Annotated in this window: 21 protein-coding genes; 12 read left to right on the forward strand and 9 right to left on the reverse strand. The window is 67.8% G+C overall.

Annotation, left to right across the window (positions count from 1 at the left end; translation table 11 throughout):
- Positions 1 to 154: 154 nt before the first annotated feature.
- The 5 genes from LzC2_RS02500 to trpC all read right to left on the reverse strand — a co-directional run bounded on the left by LzC2_RS02500 (position 155) and on the right by trpC (position 4,095).
- Positions 155 to 490: a Rieske (2Fe-2S) protein gene (locus LzC2_RS02500; RefSeq protein WP_171183403.1), complete on the reverse strand. Its 336-nt coding sequence runs from the start codon at positions 488 to 490 to the stop codon at positions 155 to 157.
- 37 nt (positions 491 to 527) lie between these two features.
- Positions 528 to 1,544 carry a lysophospholipid acyltransferase family protein gene (locus LzC2_RS02505; RefSeq protein WP_171183405.1) on the reverse strand — a complete coding sequence of 339 codons (1,017 nt, stop codon included), beginning with the start codon at positions 1,542 to 1,544 and terminating at the stop codon, positions 528 to 530.
- 79 nt (positions 1,545 to 1,623) lie between these two features.
- On the reverse strand, positions 1,624 to 2,340 hold the full coding sequence (locus LzC2_RS02510; protein WP_246254680.1) for a hypothetical protein: 717 nt from the start codon (positions 2,338 to 2,340) through the stop codon (positions 1,624 to 1,626).
- 132 nt (positions 2,341 to 2,472) lie between these two features.
- Positions 2,473 to 3,138, reverse strand: coding sequence for a phosphoesterase (locus tag LzC2_RS02515; RefSeq protein WP_171183407.1), 666 nt, complete (start codon positions 3,136 to 3,138; stop codon positions 2,473 to 2,475).
- A gap of 144 nt (positions 3,139 to 3,282) precedes the next feature.
- Positions 3,283 to 4,095, reverse strand: coding sequence for an indole-3-glycerol phosphate synthase TrpC (gene trpC, locus LzC2_RS02520; RefSeq protein ID WP_171183409.1), 813 nt, complete (start codon positions 4,093 to 4,095; stop codon positions 3,283 to 3,285).
- A gap of 22 nt (positions 4,096 to 4,117) precedes the next feature.
- Here trpC and LzC2_RS22715 point away from each other — a divergent pair, with 22 nt between their 5' ends.
- From LzC2_RS22715 to LzC2_RS22720, 6 genes are all read left to right on the forward strand, one after another.
- Positions 4,118 to 4,888 carry a CPBP family intramembrane glutamic endopeptidase gene (locus tag LzC2_RS22715; protein WP_171183411.1) on the forward strand — a complete coding sequence of 257 codons (771 nt, stop codon included), beginning with the start codon at positions 4,118 to 4,120 and terminating at the stop codon, positions 4,886 to 4,888.
- 65 nt (positions 4,889 to 4,953) lie between these two features.
- Positions 4,954 to 6,168, forward strand: a complete 1,215-nt coding sequence (gene tyrS, locus LzC2_RS02530) for a tyrosine--tRNA ligase (RefSeq protein ID WP_171183413.1) — start codon at positions 4,954 to 4,956, stop codon at positions 6,166 to 6,168.
- A 98-nt stretch (positions 6,169 to 6,266) separates the two neighbouring features.
- Positions 6,267 to 7,337 (forward strand): Gfo/Idh/MocA family protein, encoded by a 1,071-nt coding sequence (locus LzC2_RS02535; RefSeq protein WP_171183416.1) that lies wholly within the window; start codon positions 6,267 to 6,269, stop codon positions 7,335 to 7,337.
- Between the two features lie 89 nt (positions 7,338 to 7,426).
- A complete protein-coding gene (locus LzC2_RS02540; protein WP_171183418.1) occupies positions 7,427 to 7,651 on the forward strand; it encodes a DUF4926 domain-containing protein in 225 nt (74 codons plus the stop codon).
- A gap of 58 nt (positions 7,652 to 7,709) precedes the next feature.
- Positions 7,710 to 9,734, forward strand: a complete 2,025-nt coding sequence (locus tag LzC2_RS02545) for a LamG-like jellyroll fold domain-containing protein (RefSeq protein WP_171183420.1) — start codon at positions 7,710 to 7,712, stop codon at positions 9,732 to 9,734.
- Positions 9,735 to 10,223: 489 nt separating this feature from the next.
- Positions 10,224 to 10,580: a hypothetical protein gene (locus LzC2_RS22720; RefSeq protein WP_315854503.1), complete on the forward strand. Its 357-nt coding sequence runs from the start codon at positions 10,224 to 10,226 to the stop codon at positions 10,578 to 10,580.
- A gap of 20 nt (positions 10,581 to 10,600) precedes the next feature.
- Here the strand turns inward: LzC2_RS22720 and LzC2_RS02555 are convergent, their stop codons facing one another.
- The gene (locus LzC2_RS02555) at positions 10,601 to 10,816 is read right to left on the reverse strand and encodes a hypothetical protein (RefSeq protein ID WP_171183401.1); all 216 of its coding nucleotides are present in this window, start codon (positions 10,814 to 10,816) and stop codon (positions 10,601 to 10,603) included.
- 153 nt (positions 10,817 to 10,969) lie between these two features.
- On the opposite strand from LzC2_RS02555, the gene LzC2_RS02560 reads away from it, so the two are divergent.
- Entirely contained in the window at positions 10,970 to 11,479 is a 510-nt protein-coding gene (locus LzC2_RS02560) for a hypothetical protein (protein WP_171183424.1), read from the forward strand.
- Between the two features lie 40 nt (positions 11,480 to 11,519).
- Here the strand turns inward: LzC2_RS02560 and LzC2_RS02565 are convergent, their stop codons facing one another.
- Together LzC2_RS02565 and der are read right to left on the reverse strand one after the other, a co-directional pair.
- Positions 11,520 to 12,560: an HlyD family secretion protein gene (locus tag LzC2_RS02565; RefSeq protein ID WP_171183427.1), complete on the reverse strand. Its 1,041-nt coding sequence runs from the start codon at positions 12,558 to 12,560 to the stop codon at positions 11,520 to 11,522.
- A 137-nt stretch (positions 12,561 to 12,697) separates the two neighbouring features.
- A complete protein-coding gene (der, locus tag LzC2_RS02570) occupies positions 12,698 to 14,056 on the reverse strand; it encodes a ribosome biogenesis GTPase Der (protein WP_414636408.1) in 1,359 nt (452 codons plus the stop codon).
- A 237-nt stretch (positions 14,057 to 14,293) separates the two neighbouring features.
- Here der and hpnC point away from each other — a divergent pair, with 237 nt between their 5' ends.
- Together hpnC and LzC2_RS02580 are read left to right on the forward strand one after the other, a co-directional pair.
- Positions 14,294 to 15,232, forward strand: a complete 939-nt coding sequence (gene hpnC, locus LzC2_RS02575; protein ID WP_246254683.1) for a squalene synthase HpnC — start codon at positions 14,294 to 14,296, stop codon at positions 15,230 to 15,232.
- Entirely contained in the window at positions 15,229 to 16,173 is a 945-nt protein-coding gene (locus tag LzC2_RS02580) for a phytoene/squalene synthase family protein (RefSeq protein WP_171183431.1), read from the forward strand. The genes hpnC and LzC2_RS02580 overlap by 4 nt, the downstream gene beginning before the upstream one ends.
- Before the next feature lie 124 nt (positions 16,174 to 16,297).
- Here the strand turns inward: LzC2_RS02580 and LzC2_RS02585 are convergent, their stop codons facing one another.
- Positions 16,298 to 17,341 (reverse strand): endonuclease/exonuclease/phosphatase family protein, encoded by a 1,044-nt coding sequence (locus tag LzC2_RS02585; protein WP_171183433.1) that lies wholly within the window; start codon positions 17,339 to 17,341, stop codon positions 16,298 to 16,300.
- A gap of 185 nt (positions 17,342 to 17,526) precedes the next feature.
- Between LzC2_RS02585 and LzC2_RS02590 the strand changes: the two genes are divergently transcribed.
- The 3 genes from LzC2_RS02590 to LzC2_RS02600 are packed head-to-tail and all read left to right on the forward strand — an operon-like array spanning position 17,527 to position 19,414.
- The gene (locus LzC2_RS02590; RefSeq protein WP_171183434.1) at positions 17,527 to 17,751 is read left to right on the forward strand and encodes a hypothetical protein; all 225 of its coding nucleotides are present in this window, start codon (positions 17,527 to 17,529) and stop codon (positions 17,749 to 17,751) included.
- Positions 17,752 to 17,789: 38 nt separating this feature from the next.
- Positions 17,790 to 18,287 carry a VOC family protein gene (locus tag LzC2_RS22000; protein WP_171183436.1) on the forward strand — a complete coding sequence of 166 codons (498 nt, stop codon included), beginning with the start codon at positions 17,790 to 17,792 and terminating at the stop codon, positions 18,285 to 18,287.
- Positions 18,284 to 19,414, forward strand: a complete 1,131-nt coding sequence (locus tag LzC2_RS02600) for a cellulase family glycosylhydrolase (RefSeq protein ID WP_171183438.1) — start codon at positions 18,284 to 18,286, stop codon at positions 19,412 to 19,414. Before LzC2_RS22000 ends, LzC2_RS02600 begins: the two co-directional genes overlap by 4 nt.
- Positions 19,415 to 19,416: the final 2 nt, after the last annotated feature.

Below are 19,416 nucleotides of genomic sequence, written 5' to 3' on the forward strand. Positions count from 1 at the left end.
AACGGGAACGGCCGGCGCGTCTCGGGGCATAGCGGCCGGAGGCTCCTATCGACCGCTCCGGCCGGCACGTTCGGGCCGACCCCGCTCGCCGGCAAAGTCCGCCGGACCGGACGGCTCGCGCCCCCGGCGGCATCGCGCCCGCATCGCCCGTCGATCAACGCGAGGCGTCGTCCGGCAATTCCACCCACACGAACCCGTCTTTCACCGAGACCGGAAACGTTTCGTGTCGAATTTGCGGGGTGAGGCTGTGCCCGCCGTCTGTCACGTCGAACTGCCAGCCGTGCCAGGGGCAGGTGACGACGCATCCGGTGAGCGCTCCGGCGCCCAGCGGTCCGCCGGCATGCGGGCACAAGCCGTCGAGCGCGAACCATTCGCGACCGTCCTGCGGCTCCGCGAGTCGAAAGAGGGCGATCAGACGATCGCCCACCGGAAACTCCCCGCCATCCCCGGGCCGGACATCTTGGACGGAACAGAGGCGTGCGAGCGGCATACCCCACTCTAAACCGATTGGCCGCGAACCGGGACGCTCACGCGGCCTTGGCGCGGTCGGCGGAGGACGCTTCGCTCGTCAACGCCTCTTCCTTGGCCAGCGCCGCGGCGCGTTCGCGCGCCTTGCGACCGCGGGGCTTCGGGACGCTCTTCCAACGTCGATGGACCCAGAAGTATTGCTCCGGGCTTTTGCGGACGACCCGTTCGATAGCCGCGGTGTACGCCGCGGTGAGGTCCTTCACGGCCGATTCCGCCGTGAAGTCGCGGGGGTCGAAGACGGCCTCCGTGCCGACCTCGAACCGCACCCATCGATTGCGGCGAAAGTCGTCCGGCAGCCGACGGGCATAGCCGACCAGCACCAGCGCGTCGTACTCGCTGGCCAGCAGGGCGATGGATTTGAAGGTGCTGGCATCTTTGCCGAAGAACGGGACGAACTGGCCCCGCGAACCGGCGTCCTGATCGCCCAGCAAGCCGACGATCCCGCCCGATTCGAGCACTTCCGTGACCTCTCCGCCGCCGCCTTTCTTCGAGATCAACCGCCCGCCGCTGGCCCGCCGTTTTCCGGCGAACCACTCGTGAATCAAGGGGTTGTCCATGTCTCGCGCCACCACGGAGATCGGGATCCCGAACGCTCCGAACGACGCTGCGGAGACTTCCCAGTTCCCGAAGTGTCCGCCCAACATGATCAGCGGTCGGCCGCTGTTGAGAGCGCGGGTCGTCTCGTCCCGATGATAGAAACTGATGACGTCCATCAGGTTCCCCAGCCGCATTTTGCGCTCGAAGAGCACCATTTCCGTCACCAGACGGAACAGGTGCGTCCACATCCCCCTGATGCGTTCGTCGGCCTCCTGCGGGGAGAGCTCGGGAAACGCGACGGCGAGGTTTTCCCGAGCGACCTTGCCGCGGTTGATCTTGTGCGGCAGGGCGCACACGACCGCCGCCAGCCCGCGGCACAAGGCCGCGGCGGCGGGGGCGGGGAGAGCGGCGACCAATCCTGCGACGCACCGGAAGGCCGCGTATTCGGCTCGCTGCCGGGCGGTCGCGGGAGTCTTCATCAGGAGAACTGCGTCGCGGAGACCTGATCGACGGGACGGTGGGATGGCGGGACGGCGGAGCCGGTCGGCCCGCCGTCGGCTAGTTCCGGCTGACGTCGCTGTACCGGGGGTCGTTCGTCGAGACCCGCGTGGCCGGCAGCCGAGCGGGGGCGGCGGCGCTGGTCGCAGCGGGCACCTTCTCAACCCAGCCTTCGGTACTCCACACACCGTACTCGGACCGCACGCTGCGTCCCAGATCGATCAGCAGACCGCGGACCTTCGCGTTGGACATCTCCGTGTTCGCCACCACCCGCTGCAGCACGAACCGACGGTTTGCCGGAATGTAGGCGAAGAACTTGCCGTTCCCCATCCGATCGTTCGCGGCGAGCATCTTCAACAGGGCGCTGCGGGGCACCGCGGCGGCGCTTTTGGGCAGTTCGTCCAACCAAGCCATCACCCACAGGCTCTGCTGGTTGCGGGAGAGCACCGCGGACATCGTGAAGTCCCACTGCTCCTCTTCGAGCGTGGTTTTGAACTGAAAATCGAAGCGGCTCTTTTCCTTCGACGGCTTCAGGCCGATCGCGGAGAGCAGGGCGCCCAACGAATCTTCCGTCAGTCCGCCGGGGGGAAGCGGTTCGACGTCCGGCTCCGCGTCCGCGGGGGCTTCCTGAGCGAGCAGCGAACCGGACGCGGCGAAGCTCGCGGCGCCGGCGAGGGCGGCGCCGAACACGCGGCGACTCAGACCGCGGGCAGCCGGGGTAACGTCCGCACGGGGAGAGCCGGACGGAGTGGGGGGCGTGAAGTCCGAAGCCGGCATCGGGGACGTTCCTTCGTCACGGGCGGGGAGAATACCGGCGTCCTGCCGGGTCAGAGCGTTGTAGCAAGCCGAGCGCACCGGGGAAACCCCTTACGCAAGTTCCCGCTCCCTCCCGATTCGACATGCTCGCGTTCAGGAGCGAGCGACGGCGGGAAACAGCGCTTCCAGTGCGATGCGACTCCACGATTCCAGCGCTGCCGGGTTCGCCAGCAGAGCCGCGGGGTCGTGGAACCCCGCCTCGATCATCGACGCCTCCCGCAGCGCCACTCGTGGAAAACTTTGCGGGTCGTGCGGATTTGCCGGATGATCCGCGGATAGGTCAAGCCGGTGCACCACGCCGAGATGCACCCGGCCGACCTCCGTCTCGTCGTCATTGATCAGGCCGACCAGACGTTCGCCGTACCCGCCCGGGATCGAAACTTCTTCCTCCAACTCTCGAGACATGCCCGCCTCATAGGTATCCCCCGCGGCGTCCCGGTCGACGGTCGAGATATGCCCGCCGACGCCGCAGGAGATCTTCGCCGCCAATCGTTTTTCCCCGCCGCCGGCGCCGCGGCGATAGGCAAAGACCCGCTCGCCCGCCGTTCCGTCCTCCTCGGCCACGGCGGCGATCAGCACGCAATATGGGATAAGCTGCTTGTGGGAAGGATCTTCCTCCGCCTCGGGCCGCGGCAGGTAGAGGGTGTTCGCCGGGTCGAGCAAATCGGCGAGGGAGGCGGTGTCGGCGCGAAATCCTTGAAACTCGCCGAGCTCCCGGAAGCGAGCGGCAGGGACGCAGAGGACGTGTTCGACGGACATGGGGACGAGAGCGTCTGAAGGAGCGTGGACGATTCCCGGTCATCGTCGGTTACGGTTTCGCGGATCCCCAAGAATTGTTCACGCCGCGAAACCGCAAGCGACGGGCGTAACCGTTCGAGCCGTCACGACTCAGTCCGGCGATCCTCAACCGCCCACCAACTCCCGCACCTTCGCGGCCGAATCGGGCGCCCGCATGAGCGTCTCGCCAATCAACACGGCGCCCACGCCCGCGGCGGCCAGTCGGTCAATCTCTTTGCGGGTACGGATGCCGCTTTCCGAGACGAACGTCACGCCCGCGGGGCAATCGGCGACGAGTTTCAGCGAATGTTCCAGATCGACCGTGAAGGTCCGCAGGTCGCGGTTGTTCACCCCGATCGAGGTTCGCTCCGGGGCCGCCGCGGCGAGGGCGGCGACGCGGGGCATGTTCTCCGGTTCATACAGTTCGATCAGCGTATGCAGGCCGTACTCGCCCGCGGCGGCGTGCAACACGGCCAGTTCGTCGCCCGGCAGGCACTCCGCGATCAACAGCACGGCATCCGCGCCGGCGGCGCGGGCCTCGGCGAGCTGATAGCGGGAGACGATGAAATCCTTGCGGAGAACCGGCCGATCGATCGCCGATCGAACCGCTTTCAAGTCGTCCAGCGAACCGCCGAAAAACGGGCCGTCCGTCAGCACGCTGACGCACTGGGCGCCGGCCGCGTCGTAGATCGTCGCCACGCCGACGGGATCGGCCGCCTCGGCGATCGGGCCGGCGGACGGGCTGGCCCGCTTCACTTCCGCAATCAGCGCCAGCGGCGTGCCTTCGTCGCGGTTCTCCGGACGCAGGGCGCCGGTGAAGTCGCGAGCCGGCGGGGTCGTCGCGGCCAACGCCTCTTGTCGTGACTGCGGAACGGTCGCTTCCCGGGCCGCGAGGTCGGTCCGGGTGCGGGTCAAAATCTTGTCGAGGATCGTCGCCATGCGGGCAGGTTACAGTGAAAACGTGATTCTTCCTCCGCCCGGCCTGTCGCTGACCCTGTTCACGGTCGCCTGCGGCGTCGGCATGTGGGGAATCGAGGCGTCCCGGCGTCAGCGGGGCGAATCGCTGCTTCCCCAAAGGCCGCTGCCCTCGGTCGCCCTGTGGGGCGCGGCGGCCGGAGCCGGCATTTGGGTTCTGGCCACGGCCTTGGCCGGCGGGCTGCCCGGAGATCACCTCTCCCCGCTCGCACGATCCGTGGCGAGAGCGGGGCTAATCGCGTGCGGGGCGACGGCGCTCTGGTCGTTCGCGGTCGACCGATCGACTCCACGCCGTCTGCCGAGTCTCGCCAGCGTTCGCGACGGCCTCCTGACGTTGCTGCTGGCGCTCCCCCCGACGGCGATCGCGTTCGCGGCGACCCTTTTCTTTCGGACGCAGGAAGGGGGCAATGAGATGCTGCTGCGATTGCTGGAAGGAACGCCGTCGACTTGGGCGGCCGTGACGCTGAGCGCCGTCGTCTTCGCGCCGATCGGGGAAGAACTGCTATTCCGCGGTTTGTTGCTCGGATCGCTCCGAACCGCCGGCGTGACGGTCGTGCCCGCGGTGATGGCTTCGGCCGCACTGTTTGCCCTGCTGCACCCGGTTCAGGATTGGGCGCCGTTGTTCGTGCTGGCCTGCGTGCTGGGGTGGAGCCGGGAGCGGACGGGGTCGATCCTGCCCGCGATCATCGCCCACGCGGGGTTCAACGCCCTGATGCTCGCTTGGGCCCTGTTAGACGGTTTCGGCGCCGCCGCTTGAATCGCCGCGTCCCGGCGACGACCCTGCCGACTTCCGTCCCGCCTCCCCTTCGATCCGCCCCCGCCGTGTCTTTCGCCCCCGTCGACGAGCAGCTGGAACTGCTCACCCGGGGCGTCGAGAAGATCGTCCCGGAGGACGAATTGCGGGCGAAGCTGCAGAAAAGCCGCGAGACGAACACGCCGCTGCGGGTGAAGTACGGCATCGATCCGACCGGGATCGATCTGCACCTCGGCCACACGGTGCCCCTGCGGAAGCTAAGGCAGTTCCAGGAGTTGGGGCACACCGCCGTGCTCATCATCGGCGACGCCACCGCCCGGGTGGGCGATCCGTCCGGCCGGGACGAAGCGCGTTCAAAAAAACTGACCAAGGAGCAGGTCGACGCGAACGCCGCGGACTACCTCAACCAATGCGGCAAGGTGATTGACCTGTCTCGCGCGGAGGTGCACCGCAACGGCGACTGGTTCGATCCGATGGGATTCGGCGAACTCCTCGGCCTGTGTGGTCAGGTCACCGTCGCCCAGCTGCTCACGCGGGACGACTTCGCCAAGCGGTATCGGGACGAGAAGCCGATCTTCCTGCACGAGTGCCTGTACCCCGTGATGCAGGCGTGGGACAGCGTGCAGATTCAAGCCAACGTGGAACTCGGCGGAACGGAGCAGCTCTACACCTTCATGCTCGCCCGCGACTACCAGGCGAACGCCGGGCAGGCGGGGCAGGTGGGCGTGATGAGCCCGATCCTCGTCGGCACCGACGGAGTCAAACGGATGGGCAAATCGCTGGGGAATTACATCGGCATCGCGGAAGAGCCGTACGAGCAGATGAAGAAGTTCATGCGGGTCTCCGACGACAACCTGCGGGACTACTTCACCCTGCTGACCGACCGACCGGCCGAGGAGATCGACGTTCTCATTACCGGACACCCGAAGGAGGCGAAGGTGACGCTCGCCAAGAGCGTGATCGGCGGCTACCACAGCCCCGCCGAGGCCGACGCCGCCGCGGATCGCTGGCAGAAGGAAATCGGCGGCGGCGGGTTGCCGGCCGACATCCCCGATCGCCCGCTGTCCGCGCCCGCCGACGGGCTGATGCAAGCCGTCGACCTGCTCGCTGAGTTGAAGCTGACGGGCAGTAAAAGCGAGGCCCGGCGCCTGATCCAGCAGGGCGGCATGAAGCTGGGCGCAGACAAATCGCCGGTTCTCACCCATGACGAGCAGGTCGCGGTGAGCGACGGCCTGCTCGTTTGGGCCGGCAAGAAGAAGTTCTGCCGCGTCGCTTTGACCTAGGGGTAAGGGGCGAGCCGTAAGGCGTAAGCAGCCTTTCGTATCGCCTCTTTTCTTCCGTCACTTACGCCTCTCCACTTACGCCTTACGCCTTTTTCAATATGCACGGCTTCGGCATCGTCGGCACCGGCTCGATCTCCGCGTTTCATGCCGCGGCGATCGCGGAACTGGAGCACGCCGAACTGATCGGCTGCTACAACCGCACGCCGGAGAAAGCCGCCGCGTTCGCCGAAGAGCACGGCGGACAAGCGTTTGATTCGCTCGAGGCCCTGCTGGCGGACGACCGCATCACCGCGGTCTGCATCAACACCCCCAGCGGCGCCCGCCGGGACATCGCCGTCGCCGCGGCCGAAGCGGGCAAGCACGTCGTCGTCGAAAAGCCGCTGGAGGTCACGCTCGCCCGCTGCGATGCGATCATCGACGCCTGCGACGCGGCCGGCGTGAAGCTCTGCACGATCATGCAGAGCCGCTTCAGCCCGGCGAACGTCGCCTTGAAGCAGGCCGTGGACGACGGCCGGTTCGGGAAGCTGACGCTCGGCGACACCTATGTGAAGTGGTGGCGCTCGCAGGAATACTACGATTCCGGCGGCTGGCGGGGCACCTACGAACTCGACGGCGGCGGCGCCTTTATGAACCAGGCAATCCACAACGTGGACCTGCTGCTGTGGTTCATGGGCGACGTGGTCGAGGTCAGCGCCGTGACCGGTACGCTGGCCCACGAGCGGATCGAGGTGGAGGACGCCGCCGTCGCCGCGGTGCGATTCGCCAACGGGGCGCTCGGCACGCTGGAAGCCAGCACCGCTGTCTGGCCGGGCCTGCTCAAGAAGACCGAGCTGCACGGCACCGCCGGCTCCGCGATCGTGGAGCAGGACAGCGTGCTGCTGTGGAAGTTCGCCGAGGAAACTGAGGCCGACGCCGACGTCCGCCGAAAGTTCGCCGCCCCGGACACGATCGGCGGCGGGGCCGCCGACCCCAAAGCGATCTCCCACGCCGGACACCGCGATCAACTCAAAGACTTCCTGCACGCGATCGACGCCGGCGGCGCCCCGCTGGTCGACGGTCGCGAGGGCCGGAAGAGCGTCGAATTGATCCTCGCGATCTACGAGAGCCAGCGCACGGGCCAGCGGATTTCGCTACCGCTGAAGGAAGACCCGCCGCGACCGAATGCGTAGGGTCCGCTGTGCGGACCGTGAGGCGGCCCTGTGGATGACGGCCGGCAACGCCCCGCCACGTCTCGTCACCGCCTACCTGAATTGAAACAATGCCCGCCGAGCACTCCCGCGTCGCCCTCACCAAAGATTGCCCGGAGGAAGGGCTGAGCGCCGGCGATGTCGGGACCGTCGTGCACATTTACGGGGAGCGGGGCGTTGAAGTGGAGTTCTTCAATGGAGCCGGCGGGACCGTCGCGGTGCTTTCGCTGCCCGCCGACACGGTGCGTCCGCTAGGCGAACGTGATGTTCTGCACGCCCGTCGACTCGCCGCCTGAACGCAATCTTCACCGCACAGGCCCGACGTGCGGATTCCGAGTCGTTAGCTTGTCCTGCATGCGAAACGCCTTCCTGTTCCTGCTCGCCGCCACCCCGGCCTTCGGCCACCCGCCGGGGGAGGACGGTTCTCACGAGCACGCTCATGAGGAAGCGGCCGCGGCGTCGGTCTTCACGACTCGCCCCAACGAGGGGCAACAGGTCGCGCCTCCGAACGAGGAGGGGATGTTTCAGTTCGTCATCTACGGCGACCGCACCGGCGGTCAGCCGGAGGGCATCGCGGTTCTGAAGCAGGCGGTGAAGGACACCAACCTGCTCGACCCGGACCTCGTCATGACGGTCGGCGACCTTGTCCAGGGCTACAACGAAACGCCCCAGTGGATGCTCCAGATGCGGGAGTTCCGCGGGGTGATGTCCGGTTTAAACATGCCTTGGTTCCCGGTCGCCGGGAACCACGACGTCTACTGGCGTGGCTCCGGTCCGAAACCTGAGGGGGAGCACGAGCCGCAATACGAGAAGCACTTCGGTCCGCTGTGGTACAGCTTCAAGCACAAAGACTGCGGCTTCCTCGTGCTCTACTCCGACGAGGGCGACCCGGAGACCGGCGAGAAGACCTTCAGTAAAGGCTCCGCCCAGACAATGAGCGACGAACAGCTGGCCTTCGTCCGGCAGGCGCTAGCCCAACTGAAGGACAGCAAGCACGTCTTCGTCTTCCTGCACCATCCCCGCTGGATCGGGCGTGGGTATGCGGATGGGAACTGGGACGTGGTGCACAAAACGCTTGCCGACGCCGGCAACGTCCGCGCCGTCTTCGCCGGCCACATCCATCGCTTGCGGTACGACGGGGTGAAGGAAGGCATCGCCTATCACGCCCTCGCGACCACCGGCGGAGCGATGCCCGGTCACATGCCGACGCTGGGCTACGTCCACCACATGCACATCGTGACGGTCCGCGATCCGGACGTCGAACCCACCGAACAGAACCACGCGGGCATGACCGTCGCGATGTTACCGGTCGGCGCCGTCGCCGATCCGCGGCAATACACGCCGGAGCGACTGGCCATGCTCGACGAAGTGCGGCGGATTGCCCTGAAGCGGACGTCCGCCCCGCTGACCCTCGGCGACGGGCCGGTGATCGGGGAGTACGTCGCTGAGTTCGCCAATCCGACCGATCGCCCCGTGGAGGTCGAAATGGCGCCGCGGGGCGTCGAAGCCGGTTGGCGGTTCGCCCCGGACCACCTGCACGCCACGATCGAGGGCGGTGAAAGCGCCGAGTTCGCCTTTTCCTACGCCCTCCGCGACGACCGCCTGCCTGAGACGGTTCCGCAGTTCGTGCTCGACACGGACCTGATCGACGGCGACGCCCGCGTTTCCCTGCCGACCCGCACCATCCCGATGGACGTGGAGTTGGGAACGCTGTCCGAGGAGTTCTTCGTCGGCGCCGAGGATCGCGGCGTGCGTCTGGACGGCGGCTCCGCGATCCGTGTTGACGACGACGCATTTCGCCTGGCCCCGGACAGCCCATTCACGCTGGAGTGCACGATCACGCCGGACGCCGCGGCGCTGACGGGCGGTTGCGGCATCGTCGCCAAGACGCAGGGCAGCGAGTACGCCTTCTTTATGAACGACGGCGTCCCGCAGTTCGACGTGCACCTCACGGCCCCCGGCGCCGGCGCCGGCAAGTACGTCACGGCGGTCAGTCCGCAGAAGCTCACGGCGGGCCAGAGCTATCGGCTCGCCGGCGTCTGGGACGGCGCTCGCGTGCAGCTATTCATCGACGGCAAGCCGGTCGGCGCCGCGCCCGGCGAAGGCGTCCGCACCCTCAACGATTTGCCGCTGTACCTCGGGGCCGACACGGACGGGAACGGCGCCCTCACCCGCCCGTTTACCGGCGTGCTGAATGACGTGCGGCTCTCGAACACGGCCCGCTACGCGGCGGAGTACGCATCTGACAAGGCTCTGACCGCCGACGACGACACCGTGCTGCTGTTCCCCCTCGACCGCCGCGTCGGCCCGTTCTTCCCGGGGCAGGGGACCGCGGGCGTCGTCGGCCTCGCCGTGGGCGACGTGGACTTCGCGGAGTAGGCTCGGGGGTGGGGCGAGCGAACCAGGTCGTACAGACAGGGCGCCGCTGACCGTCCGAATGCATATATCACAGTGAAGCCGATGTACGTCGTTTCAATCGACCCGGCACCTACTAAGGAGGCAGTCGTCTGTGACGGGGACTTTCGCCGCGTACCAGCACTGGATCTGCCGGACTTATGCCACGAACTCGCCGGGCGAGGTGACGTGCTCTTGCTCTGGGACGCCCCACTGACCGGCCCGCCACTGGGTTCGCAGAGTCGGTCAGCGTATTCACAGCGAACCATCGAGCGATTTTTCTCTCGCACCGCGACGTGTTATCGCGCGCCGAAGGGCATCTCGGTCCTGCCATACTCAGGCTGCTCGCATTGGGCGATCACGCGGGCCTCGCTGGGGTTGCCAATCTGCGGGCGGTACGGACTGCGGCAGGATCAACTTCCGTTTCGATTAACCTCCGAAGCAGCCGAACTTGCCCGCGGCGGCAGCCGGGTGGTGGAGTCGCACCCCGCCGTCGCTGCGTGGCTCTGGCTGCGGCTCGCCGGCGAGCCCAACAGACTTTGGGCCTACAAGGGGTCAAAGGCTGGCGTTGCCGTCGCCGCACTGTGGTCCGAACTTCTGGAGACTTGGGGGGCGGTCCTCTCAGACAACGTAGTGGAGGCGATCGCCGTGGTGCCGGAGCCGCAGGACGATGACGAGTTCGACGCGGCCGTCGGCTGGGTCTTGGGGAAGGCACTGGCGGCGGGCGATCCCGGCGTAGACATCCTCGGCAATGCCACCATTGGAGGTTTCGCCGTTCCCTGTGACGATGGGCTGAGAGCTGCCTTCGCGGCGTTCGCAATGGAAAATTGATCGCCCGCATCAGTGCCGCCCTAAGCCCACACCTCGCCGTCGATGCGTCGCATCTCGTCGAGGATCACCGGGTGCCAGTCCGGCTCCCGGGCGCCGGCGTTGCAGTAACGCTGACGCGCCCACGTACGAAGCTTCATCTCCGTGACGAAATCCACCTCGGCGATCGTTTCTTCCCCCGGGAACTGTGACGGGCCGGCGGGCGTGGGGCGGGGGGCGTCGAGTACGGCGGCGGACATTGAGAGAGGCGGCCTACGTCAGGTTCCCCGACCGCGGCGGGCCGGCGTGGGAAGGTTGCGAAAGGACGCCCGAGACGCGACTCGCGGCGTCCGGGACGATCGGGCAGCATAGAACATCGATTCCCGTCCCTCACGTTCCCCCGCGAGTTTCCCGTGAACCAGAAGCCGGCCGCTCTGCCGTCCGCCGCAGAACCGGCCCCCGTCGGGTCGCCCGCCGCCGGACCACCCGGCTTCGCGGGACTTGTCGCGTCTCGACGGGAGTGGATCGAGACCGTGCTGCGGCCGTGGTGCCGAGCGGCGAACCGGACCGATCTGCGTCTCGCGGAGAGCGCCTGGGCCGACCTCGCCGGCGACGTGGGCGCCCGGGAAACGCTGTGGGCCTGGGCGTGGGAACGGTTTCCGGTTCTCTGCGTCCCCGGTCTCACCCCGCCGGCGGAGAGTCGCGCGGTCCGCGTCACGTTGAACGACGGCGCCATGATCGAGGGCACGCCGGACGGGCGGCGCTCGGTCCGGGGAGAGCTCTGGCTCGTCGCCGCGGGTTCCGACGGCTGGACGGATCACGGTCCGTTCGATCTGGATGCGATCGCCACGGTCGAGGCGGCGGACGACGCCGGCGACCGCGGCCCGGACCCGGCGCCGCGGTCGATCACCATGCCGCACTAACGGACGACGCGGCCAGGCAGCAACCGGATCGCCTCCCGCTTCAATCCGCGGGACGGACGTCGCAGACGGCGCCCTCGGGGAGATCCGGCCAGAGCGGGCCGGTCGGCAGGATCCGCACCGTCGCCAGCCCGTCTCCCGCTTCGGGCGCCACGGCGACCACCCGACCGAGATAGCCGTCGCGGCGGTCGGCCTCGCCGAACTGCAGGGAGACGTCGGCGCCGGTTTCGAATCGAGAGAGCCGGCCAGTGGGAACGAGGGCGGTGACGAACGGCCGGGCGTCGTCCCGCACGGCGGTCAGCGGTTCGCCGGCGACCGCGGTGGCTCCCGGCGCCACCGCACGACGCCCGACGCGACCGTGCCGGGCGGCGTGCACGGTGAGCGTCGTCGGCGCCTGAGCGACGGCGTCCCGCTCCGCCTTCGCCTCAGCCAACGCCGCGGCGGCGGCGGGGGTGCCCGTCGCGGCCGAGACGGCGGCGGGCAGACGCTCCAGCAGATCCAGCAATTCTCCCTCCCGCACATCGCACAGCGCGAGCCGGGCCTCCAACACCTCCGCCGCGTTGGTCGACGTGGCAGCGGACGCTGCCGTGTGGTTCCGCATGCTGACGGTGCGGGCGGGAATGCCGCCGCGCGGGGGGACGTCACCTTCAGCCGCCGCGGTGAGCGCGGCGTCGAATCGATCGCGGAGCAACTCCGCCGTCTCGGTTCGTACCTCGTGCAGTTCCCGACGAACGGCCGAACGTCGCCATGCCAGATCCAATTCGGCCGCTTTCTCCGCAGCCATGAGCTTGCCGGCGGCCTTCGCGACGGCGGCCTCCGCGGCCGCCAGTTCGGCGGCGTGGTCCGCGTCTTCCAATTCAACCAACGGATCGCCGGGCCGAACGGTCGTGCCGGGTTCCGCCAACCAGCGCATCACCCGACCGCCGCTCGGCGCTCGCACGAGATCCTCGGCGCTATGCAACGTGCCTCGGACCGACTCCGGCGGGCCGGGGGCCAGCAGGACGACCGCGGCGGTTCCCACGGTCAGCGCAGCGCCGCAGAGGGCGAGCGTGACGGCGGGGCGGGGGCGGGGTGGGCGTTCCATCCCCGACGCCATCGGTCAGGTTCACGGTCGCTTCGCAGGCCGCCGGCCCAAACCGGAGCGACCCGTACGCCCCGCACGCCCCGTACAGCGGTTACGAAACACAACCTTGAAGACAACGACGGCCCGTCGATCGCGACTCACCGACGGCCAGGCGTCGGCTCCTCTTCGTTGCCGCGCGGGCGGAAGTACAGTCGAATCGGGATCTCCGGGAACGGCAAGCGATCCCGCATCTGCGTCAGCAGGTACCGCTTCCAATCGTCCCCGAGCAGTCCGGGATCGTTGCACTTGAGCACGATCGTCGGCGGCGTCACCGCGACCTGCGTGGCGAAGAAGATCTTCGGTCGTCGATTCTTCCGCATCGGCGGCGGATTCTTCTCGATCGCCGCTCGGATCACCGTGTTCAGCTTTCCGGTGCCGACCCGCTCGCGAGCCTGCTTGAACAGGCTCTGAGCCAGGTCGACGACCGGCCGCACGTTCCGGCCCGCCTGGCTCGTGAGGAACGCGACCGGCACGTAGCGCATGTTGGCAAAGGTTTTCTCCAGGTACTCCGCCCAGCGTTCGCTGGTCATCTCCTTCTCCAGGGCCAGGTCCCACTTGTTGACCACGAAGATGCAGGGCTTGTGCGCCTCGACGATGTCCGCGACGAGTTGCTTGTCGACCTTGGAAATCGTGCGGGTCGCGTCGAAGGTCATCAGCACCACGTCCGCCCGGCGAATGCTTTGCTGGGCCCGGACGGTGCCGTAGTACTCCACGTCGTTTGCCAAGCTTTTCTTGCGGCGCACGCCCGGCGTGTCGATGGCGACCAGCGAGCGACCGTCCACTTCGAACCGCAGGTCGATGCTGTCGCGGGTGGTGCCGGCGACCTCGGACACGATCACCCGTTCCTCGCCGGCCAAGGCGTTGAGGAAGGTGCTCTTGCCGACGTTCCGACGACCGACGACGGCCAGCTTCATCACTGGATCGGCCGCGAGTTCGGCGCCGCCGCTGGCTTCTCCCTCGCCGGCGGGAGGCAGCGCCTGAACCAGCGTCGAGAGCAGGGCGTCGCGGCCCCGATTCCCTTTCACGGTCGTGGCGAGCAGCGGGGCGTCGAACAATTCGAGGAACTCCGCGGCGTCCGACTCCATCTTCGGGCTGTCGCACTTGTTGGCCGCGATGACCAACGGCTTGCCCAGCGGATGCAGCCGCTTCGCGACTTCCCGGTCCAGCGGCAGCACGCCGGTCTGGGCGTCGCCGACGAACAGCAGCACGTCGGCCATCTCCAGGCCCACGCGGATCTGTCCCTCGATCTCCTCTTCCAAGGCGTCGGAGTCGACGATCCCGATCCCGCCGGTGTCGATCAGTTCGAAGTACCGGCCGCCCTCATGCATGAGGTGCGTGAGCCGATCGCGGGTCACGCCGGCGGTCGGATCGACGATGGAGAGTCGCTCCCCGGCGAGCCAGTTGAACAGGCTGCTTTTCCCGACGTTCGGGCGACCGACGATCGCGATCCGGGGGATCGTCGCCGGCGCCGCGGCGGAGTCGGTCGACGCGACGGCCTCGGCCGGCGGGTCCGTCCCCGCGAGCGGATCAGTCGTCGAGGTCGGGGAGGGGGAAACGGACACGGCGGGAAGTCTTCGGTGAACCCGACGCGCCAGCGAGGGGGGAAGAGAACGATGAAGGGACATCCTTCGGGCGACCGGCGGGGGCGGCAAGGACGGTCGCGCGGGGGGCGGTTATAACGGAACGTCGTGATCATGACTGCCGCCGCCGCCGATCTTCCCGCACATCTGGAAGGATGGATGCCGCAGAGGGTCGCAATCGAACCTGCCAGCGACCGGCAGGCCGCGGAGCACGTGCACCGGCTGGCGACGCGGCACTACGAGAACTTCCCCGTCGCCTCCGTCGTGCTCCCGGCGACGCTGCGGCCGCACTTCCACGCCGTCTACGCCTTCTGCCGTTGGGCCGACGACCTCGGCGACGAGGTGGAGGGAACGAGCGAATCGCTGGCGCTGCTCGATTGGTGGCGGAGCGAAACCACGGCGATGTTCGCGGGAGAATCGCCGCGACATCCGGTGTTCGTCGCGCTCAAGCCGACCGCGGAGCGCTTCGGTCTCACGCCGGAACCGTTTCTTGACCTGATCTCCGCCTTCGAGCAGGACCAGACCGTCACGGCGTACGAAACCTTCGCCGAGCTCCGCGACTACTGCCGCCGCAGTGCCGATCCGGTCGGCCGGATCGTGTTGCGACTGCTCTGCGCGTACGACGAACGAAACGTGGCCCGGTCGGACTCGGTCTGCACCGGGTTGCAGCTCATCAACTTCTGGCAGGACGTCGATCGCGACGCGGACATCGGCCGCCGCTATCTGCCGACGGAAGATCTGGACCGATTCGGGTATTCGCTGCAGGACTACGAGGCGCGTCGCACGACGCCGGCGTTTCTTGAATTGATGCGGTTCGAGGTCGACCGGGCGGCGGACCTTCTGGGGGCCGGGCGCCCGTTGGCCGATCGGCTCGGCGGTCGATTCGGGGCCGCGATCGACCTGTTCGCCGCAGGAGGATTGACGATCTGCCGCAAGCTGCGGGGGATCGACTATCAGGTGTGGGAGACGCGGCCGACGGTGGGAAAGCGGGACGCGGCGGCGCTGCTCGCCGGAGCGATGAGCCGAAGCCTCCGACGTCTGGTGACGCGTTGAGCGGCGCCGCCCCCCCGCCGAATCTCGACGCCGCCTTCGCCGACTGCACCCGTCTCGCCCGGCGGACCGGGAAGAATTTCTACTGGTCCTTCCTCACCCTGCCGGCGGATCAGCGGCGGGATATGGGCGCGCTCTACGCCTTCATGCGGGTGACGGACGACCTCGGCGACGACCCCGACGAACCGCTCGATCGGCGTCGCTGGGCGATTGAAGATTGGCGCTCGCGGACTGAAGCGGCGCTGCGAGGCGACTCGGTCGATCCCTCGGTCGCCTATCTCGCCGCGTTCATGGACGTCGTACGGCGACGCGGCATCCCCGTGCATCTGCCGTTGGATGTGATCGACGGCGTCGCAGCGGACCTGGCCGGCCCGCAAGCCGCTCCAGGCGAACCCCGGACGTTCTTCGAGACGGCCGCCCAACGAGACGACTACTGCTATCACGTGGCCGGGGCGGTCGGCCTGTGCTGCCTGCACGTCTGGGGATGCGAGCAGTTGGACGGGACGGCCCGGGAGCCGGCGCTGGCCTGCGGGCGAGCGTTTCAGCGAACGAACATACTCCGCGACCTCGCCGAGGACGCCGCGACCGGCCGCGTGTATCTCCCCGCGGAGCGGCTCGCACAGTTCGGCGTCGAACCGGCCGATCTGCTCGGAAACGGGCTGGACGAGATTCGGGACGGAGAGGCGATCCGTCACCGGCTCGAACGGCTGCTGCGCTGCGAGGTCGAGGAGGTTCGTCATGAGTACGATCGAGCGAAGCCGCTGTTCGCACACGTTTCCCCCCATGGCCGCGGCGTACTGCACGCCATGACCCGCATCTACGGCGACCTGTTGAACCAGGCGGAGCACGCGGGGATCGACGTGCTACGCCGCCGGGTGCGAGTGCCCGCTTGGCGGAAGGCTGCCGCTGTGGCCGGCGGCTTTGCAGAGCGCTGGCGGCCCTGACAGATTTGGCCGGCAACGCTCACCTCAACGACAGTGAATGGTGTGCGGAGTAGTTCGGAACCAAGCTCGCGCGGGGCGGTCGACGCCCCTCGCATTGCCAAACTCCCGCTTTCGCTGCCGTCGTTTACGGCGCGGGAGGCAGCGCGACGTCGACGCTAACCGGAAGATGATCCGACCCAATGCCGGGCGGGGTGTCGCAGTCCAGGGTGGCCCACTCCTCGCTGACGAGCACGTGATCAAGCGGAATCCGAAGCGGCCAACCAAAGCCCACGCCCAGTCTTGTCGCCGGGAACGTCGGCAGCAGCCCATACCCGTCGCGGGCGTCGGCCAGCTGCGCCTCATCAACCAAACGGCGAAAGTGCGGCGACCACATCGTCACGTTCAGGTCGCCGGCAACGAGTACCGGCGTGTCGATACCGTTGACGTAGCGGGTGAGCTCCCGCAAGTGTTGATTGCGATTCCGCCAGGTCTTTGTGCTGATGGGCGCCGGCGGGTGCGTGGCGATAACGGTCACCGGCTGACCGTTCACCTCCAACTGAACAATGATGCTGGAGGACCATTTCTCGCCGAAGCTCTCAAACTTTACGTCCTTGAGCGGCCGGCGACTGAGCAGCAGCGTACCGAACCGCTCTTGCGTGGGCGTATCGACGATCTCGTAGCCGGCTGACAATTCGCGAATCTCGGCAAGCCACTCACGATCGACTTCGAGCAGCACCGCCACGTCCGGTTTTGCCTCGGCAAGCAGCTGCCGGAGCGGTGCGAAGTCATCGTTTGAAACGCGAACGTTGAGCGTCATCAATCGCAGGTCGCGGTCCGCGACGCCAGGCGGAACCTCAGGGCCGCCGCCAATCATCCAGGGCAGGATCACCCAGAGGTTCAGTCCGGCGACCACGCCCGCCACCGCCAGCCACCTCCACGACCGGAGGGCCAGCAGCGCAGCGGTCAGTAGCAGTGCGAGCAGCGCGTACTGCAGCCGCCACTCGTTCGTCAGGTCCAGAAGCCACGCATGCTCGCCGAAGTAACCGAGCACCGTGGCGAGCAGGAGAAGAGCCGCAGCGCCGCCCAGCAGGTGGGCCGACCACCGCCGCAGCCGACCGACAGTGTGACGCTCCCGATCCGGCGAGTCGTCATCGGATTTATCGTCGGCGGGGGCGGGAGTGTCTGTCATCGTAACTCTTTTATATCGGGCCCGTCCCTCACATCCACCGCCGAAGGGATCCGAAACGGATGCGCCCGGGCGGGGTACGGTGCGTTCAGACGACGGGGACAGCGTCACGGCAGGCCTTCTGAAACCTCTCGTGCGTCCCGCATTGCCTCCGCCGGTGGTTCGTTCTTTTTCACGACGGCGACTGCGTGCCCAGCCGCACCGCCTCCCCGCGAGCCGCGGCGGGGGTGTTCGGCGGCGGGACGACGATCTACGGCGGCCTGTTGGATCGGGTCGAGGCGACCGAGATTGACGGCCTGAACCGTCGCGCCAGCGTGCCGACCTGGCGAAAAGCGGCGCCCGTCGTCGGCAGTCTGACGGAGCGATTCCGCCCGGCCCCTCCGCACCATCCGCTGATTCCGCCGACGCGGTAAGCTGAACTTCGCCCCGCCCACCTTGCCCGGAGTTCGATGTGTCCCCCGATCCAGCCAGCCTCGTCGCGGAATACGACGACGGCCGCCTCTCCCGCCGCGACCTGATCGCCGGCCTCACCGCCCTCGGCGCCGCGTCGGCGTTCGCCGGCTCCGCCGCGGCGCAGGAGAGAGAGGACGACGCGGCGGATGCGAAGCCGCTGTTCTCCGGCCGGAATGTCGACCACATCGCCCTGGACGTCACCGACGTGAACCGCTCCGTCGCGTTCTATGAACGACACCTCGGCTTGAAGAAGATCCGTGGGAACGACCGCAGCGCCTTTCTCGGTCGAGAGAACGGCGAGTTCTTCGTCGCGTTGTTTCAATCAGAGACGCCCGGGCTGAACCACTTCTGCTTCGGCATCGACGAGTACGACCCGCTGGAGGCCGCCCGCAAGCTGAAAGCTGAGGGACGCGAAGTGCGGCAGACCTCCGGCCGCACCTATTTCAAAGATCCGGACGGCATCGAAGTGCAGCTCGCTCAGAAGCGGGATCTGTGACGACCGCTCGCCTCCTGCTGGCGCTAGGGCTCGCGTTCGTCGGCCAGCTCGCTTCGGGGACGGCGGACGAACCGGACTCAGTGCCCGCCCCCGAAAGGATTCGCGTCTCCGAAGGCGGATCGCGGTTTCTCGCGGGCGATCGACCTTTCGTTCCCTGGGGCTTCAACTACGATCACGACCGCGACGGGCGGCTGATCGAGGACTACTGGCACGAGGAATGGCCGACGGTCCGCGAGGACTTCGCCGAGATGCGACAGCTCGGGGCGAACGTCGTCCGGGTGCACCTGCAACTCGGCCGATTCATGGAGACGGCGGAGCGCCCGAACGCCGAGAATCTCGCTCGGCTGAAAGACCTGCTGGCGCTGGCGCGGGAGAACGACCTGCGGCTCGACCTGACCGGGCTGGGCTGCTACCACAAAGCGGACGTCCCCGCGTGGTACGACGCCCTACCCGAGACTGAGCGTTGGGCGGTGCAGGGGCGTTTCTGGTCGGCCGTGGCGAAGACCTGCGCACACGACCCGACGGTGTTTTGCTACGACTTGATGAACGAACCGCTCGCCGCCGGCGGGGTGCGGGACGATTGGTTGGGCGGGGCGTTCGCGGGGAAACACTTCGTGCAGTTTCTCAGCCTCGATCCGGCCGACCGGGACCGCGGCGCGATCGCCCGGGACTGGATCCGCGCGATGACCGCCGCCATCCGTCGGCACGACGCGGAGACGCTGATCACTCTCGGTTTAATTGCACACCCGCCGAAGAACCCCGGTGCGTTCGCCGGCATCACCCCGGAGATCGCCGCGGCGGAACTCGACTTCATCTGCGTCCACATCTATCCCGAATCCGGCAAGCTCGACGACGCGTTGGCGATGGTCTCCGGCTTCGCGAAGAGCAAGCCGGTGGTGATCGAGGAGACGTTTCCGCTGAAGTGCTCCGCGGAGGAATTGGGCACGTTTATCGAGCGCTCCGCCGTCCACGCGGACGGTTGGATCGGCTTCTATTGGGGGGCGACGCCGGAGGAACTCGCCGAGCGAGACGACCTCGGCGCCGCCCTCACGCGATCGTGGCTGAAGCTGTTTGCCGAGGGGCCGCCGAGTCGGTCGGTTCCAGCGCCGGGGCCGGCGCGGGAGTGACC

The organism is Alienimonas chondri (genome assembly GCF_013036045.1).
Classification (GTDB): domain Bacteria; phylum Planctomycetota; class Planctomycetia; order Planctomycetales; family Planctomycetaceae; genus Alienimonas; species Alienimonas chondri.

Bases quoted from the DNA above. Each gene is read 5' to 3' on its own strand.
- LzC2_RS02510 (WP_246254680.1), bottom strand. From the start codon at position 2,340: ATGCCGGCTTCGGACTTCACGCCCCCCACTCCGTCCGGCTCTCCCCGT.
- LzC2_RS02565 (WP_171183427.1), bottom strand. From the start codon at position 12,560: ATGGAACGCCCACCCCGCCCCCGCCCCGCCGTCACGCTCGCCCTCTGC.
- LzC2_RS02505 (WP_171183405.1), bottom strand. From the start codon at position 1,544: ATGAAGACTCCCGCGACCGCCCGGCAGCGAGCCGAATACGCGGCCTTC.
- LzC2_RS02500 (WP_171183403.1), bottom strand. From the start codon at position 490: ATGCCGCTCGCACGCCTCTGTTCCGTCCAAGATGTCCGGCCCGGGGAT.
- LzC2_RS02585 (WP_171183433.1), bottom strand. From the start codon at position 17,341: ATGACAGACACTCCCGCCCCCGCCGACGATAAATCCGATGACGACTCG.
- LzC2_RS02545 (WP_171183420.1), top strand. From the start codon at position 7,710: ATGCGAAACGCCTTCCTGTTCCTGCTCGCCGCCACCCCGGCCTTCGGC.
- trpC (WP_171183409.1), bottom strand. From the start codon at position 4,095: ATGGCGACGATCCTCGACAAGATTTTGACCCGCACCCGGACCGACCTC.
- LzC2_RS02555 (WP_171183401.1), bottom strand. From the start codon at position 10,816: ATGTCCGCCGCCGTACTCGACGCCCCCCGCCCCACGCCCGCCGGCCCG.
- LzC2_RS02515 (WP_171183407.1), bottom strand. From the start codon at position 3,138: ATGTCCGTCGAACACGTCCTCTGCGTCCCTGCCGCTCGCTTCCGGGAG.
- LzC2_RS02540 (WP_171183418.1), top strand. From the start codon at position 7,427: ATGCCCGCCGAGCACTCCCGCGTCGCCCTCACCAAAGATTGCCCGGAG.
- hpnC (WP_246254683.1), top strand. From the start codon at position 14,294: ATGACTGCCGCCGCCGCCGATCTTCCCGCACATCTGGAAGGATGGATG.
- LzC2_RS02535 (WP_171183416.1), top strand. From the start codon at position 6,267: ATGCACGGCTTCGGCATCGTCGGCACCGGCTCGATCTCCGCGTTTCAT.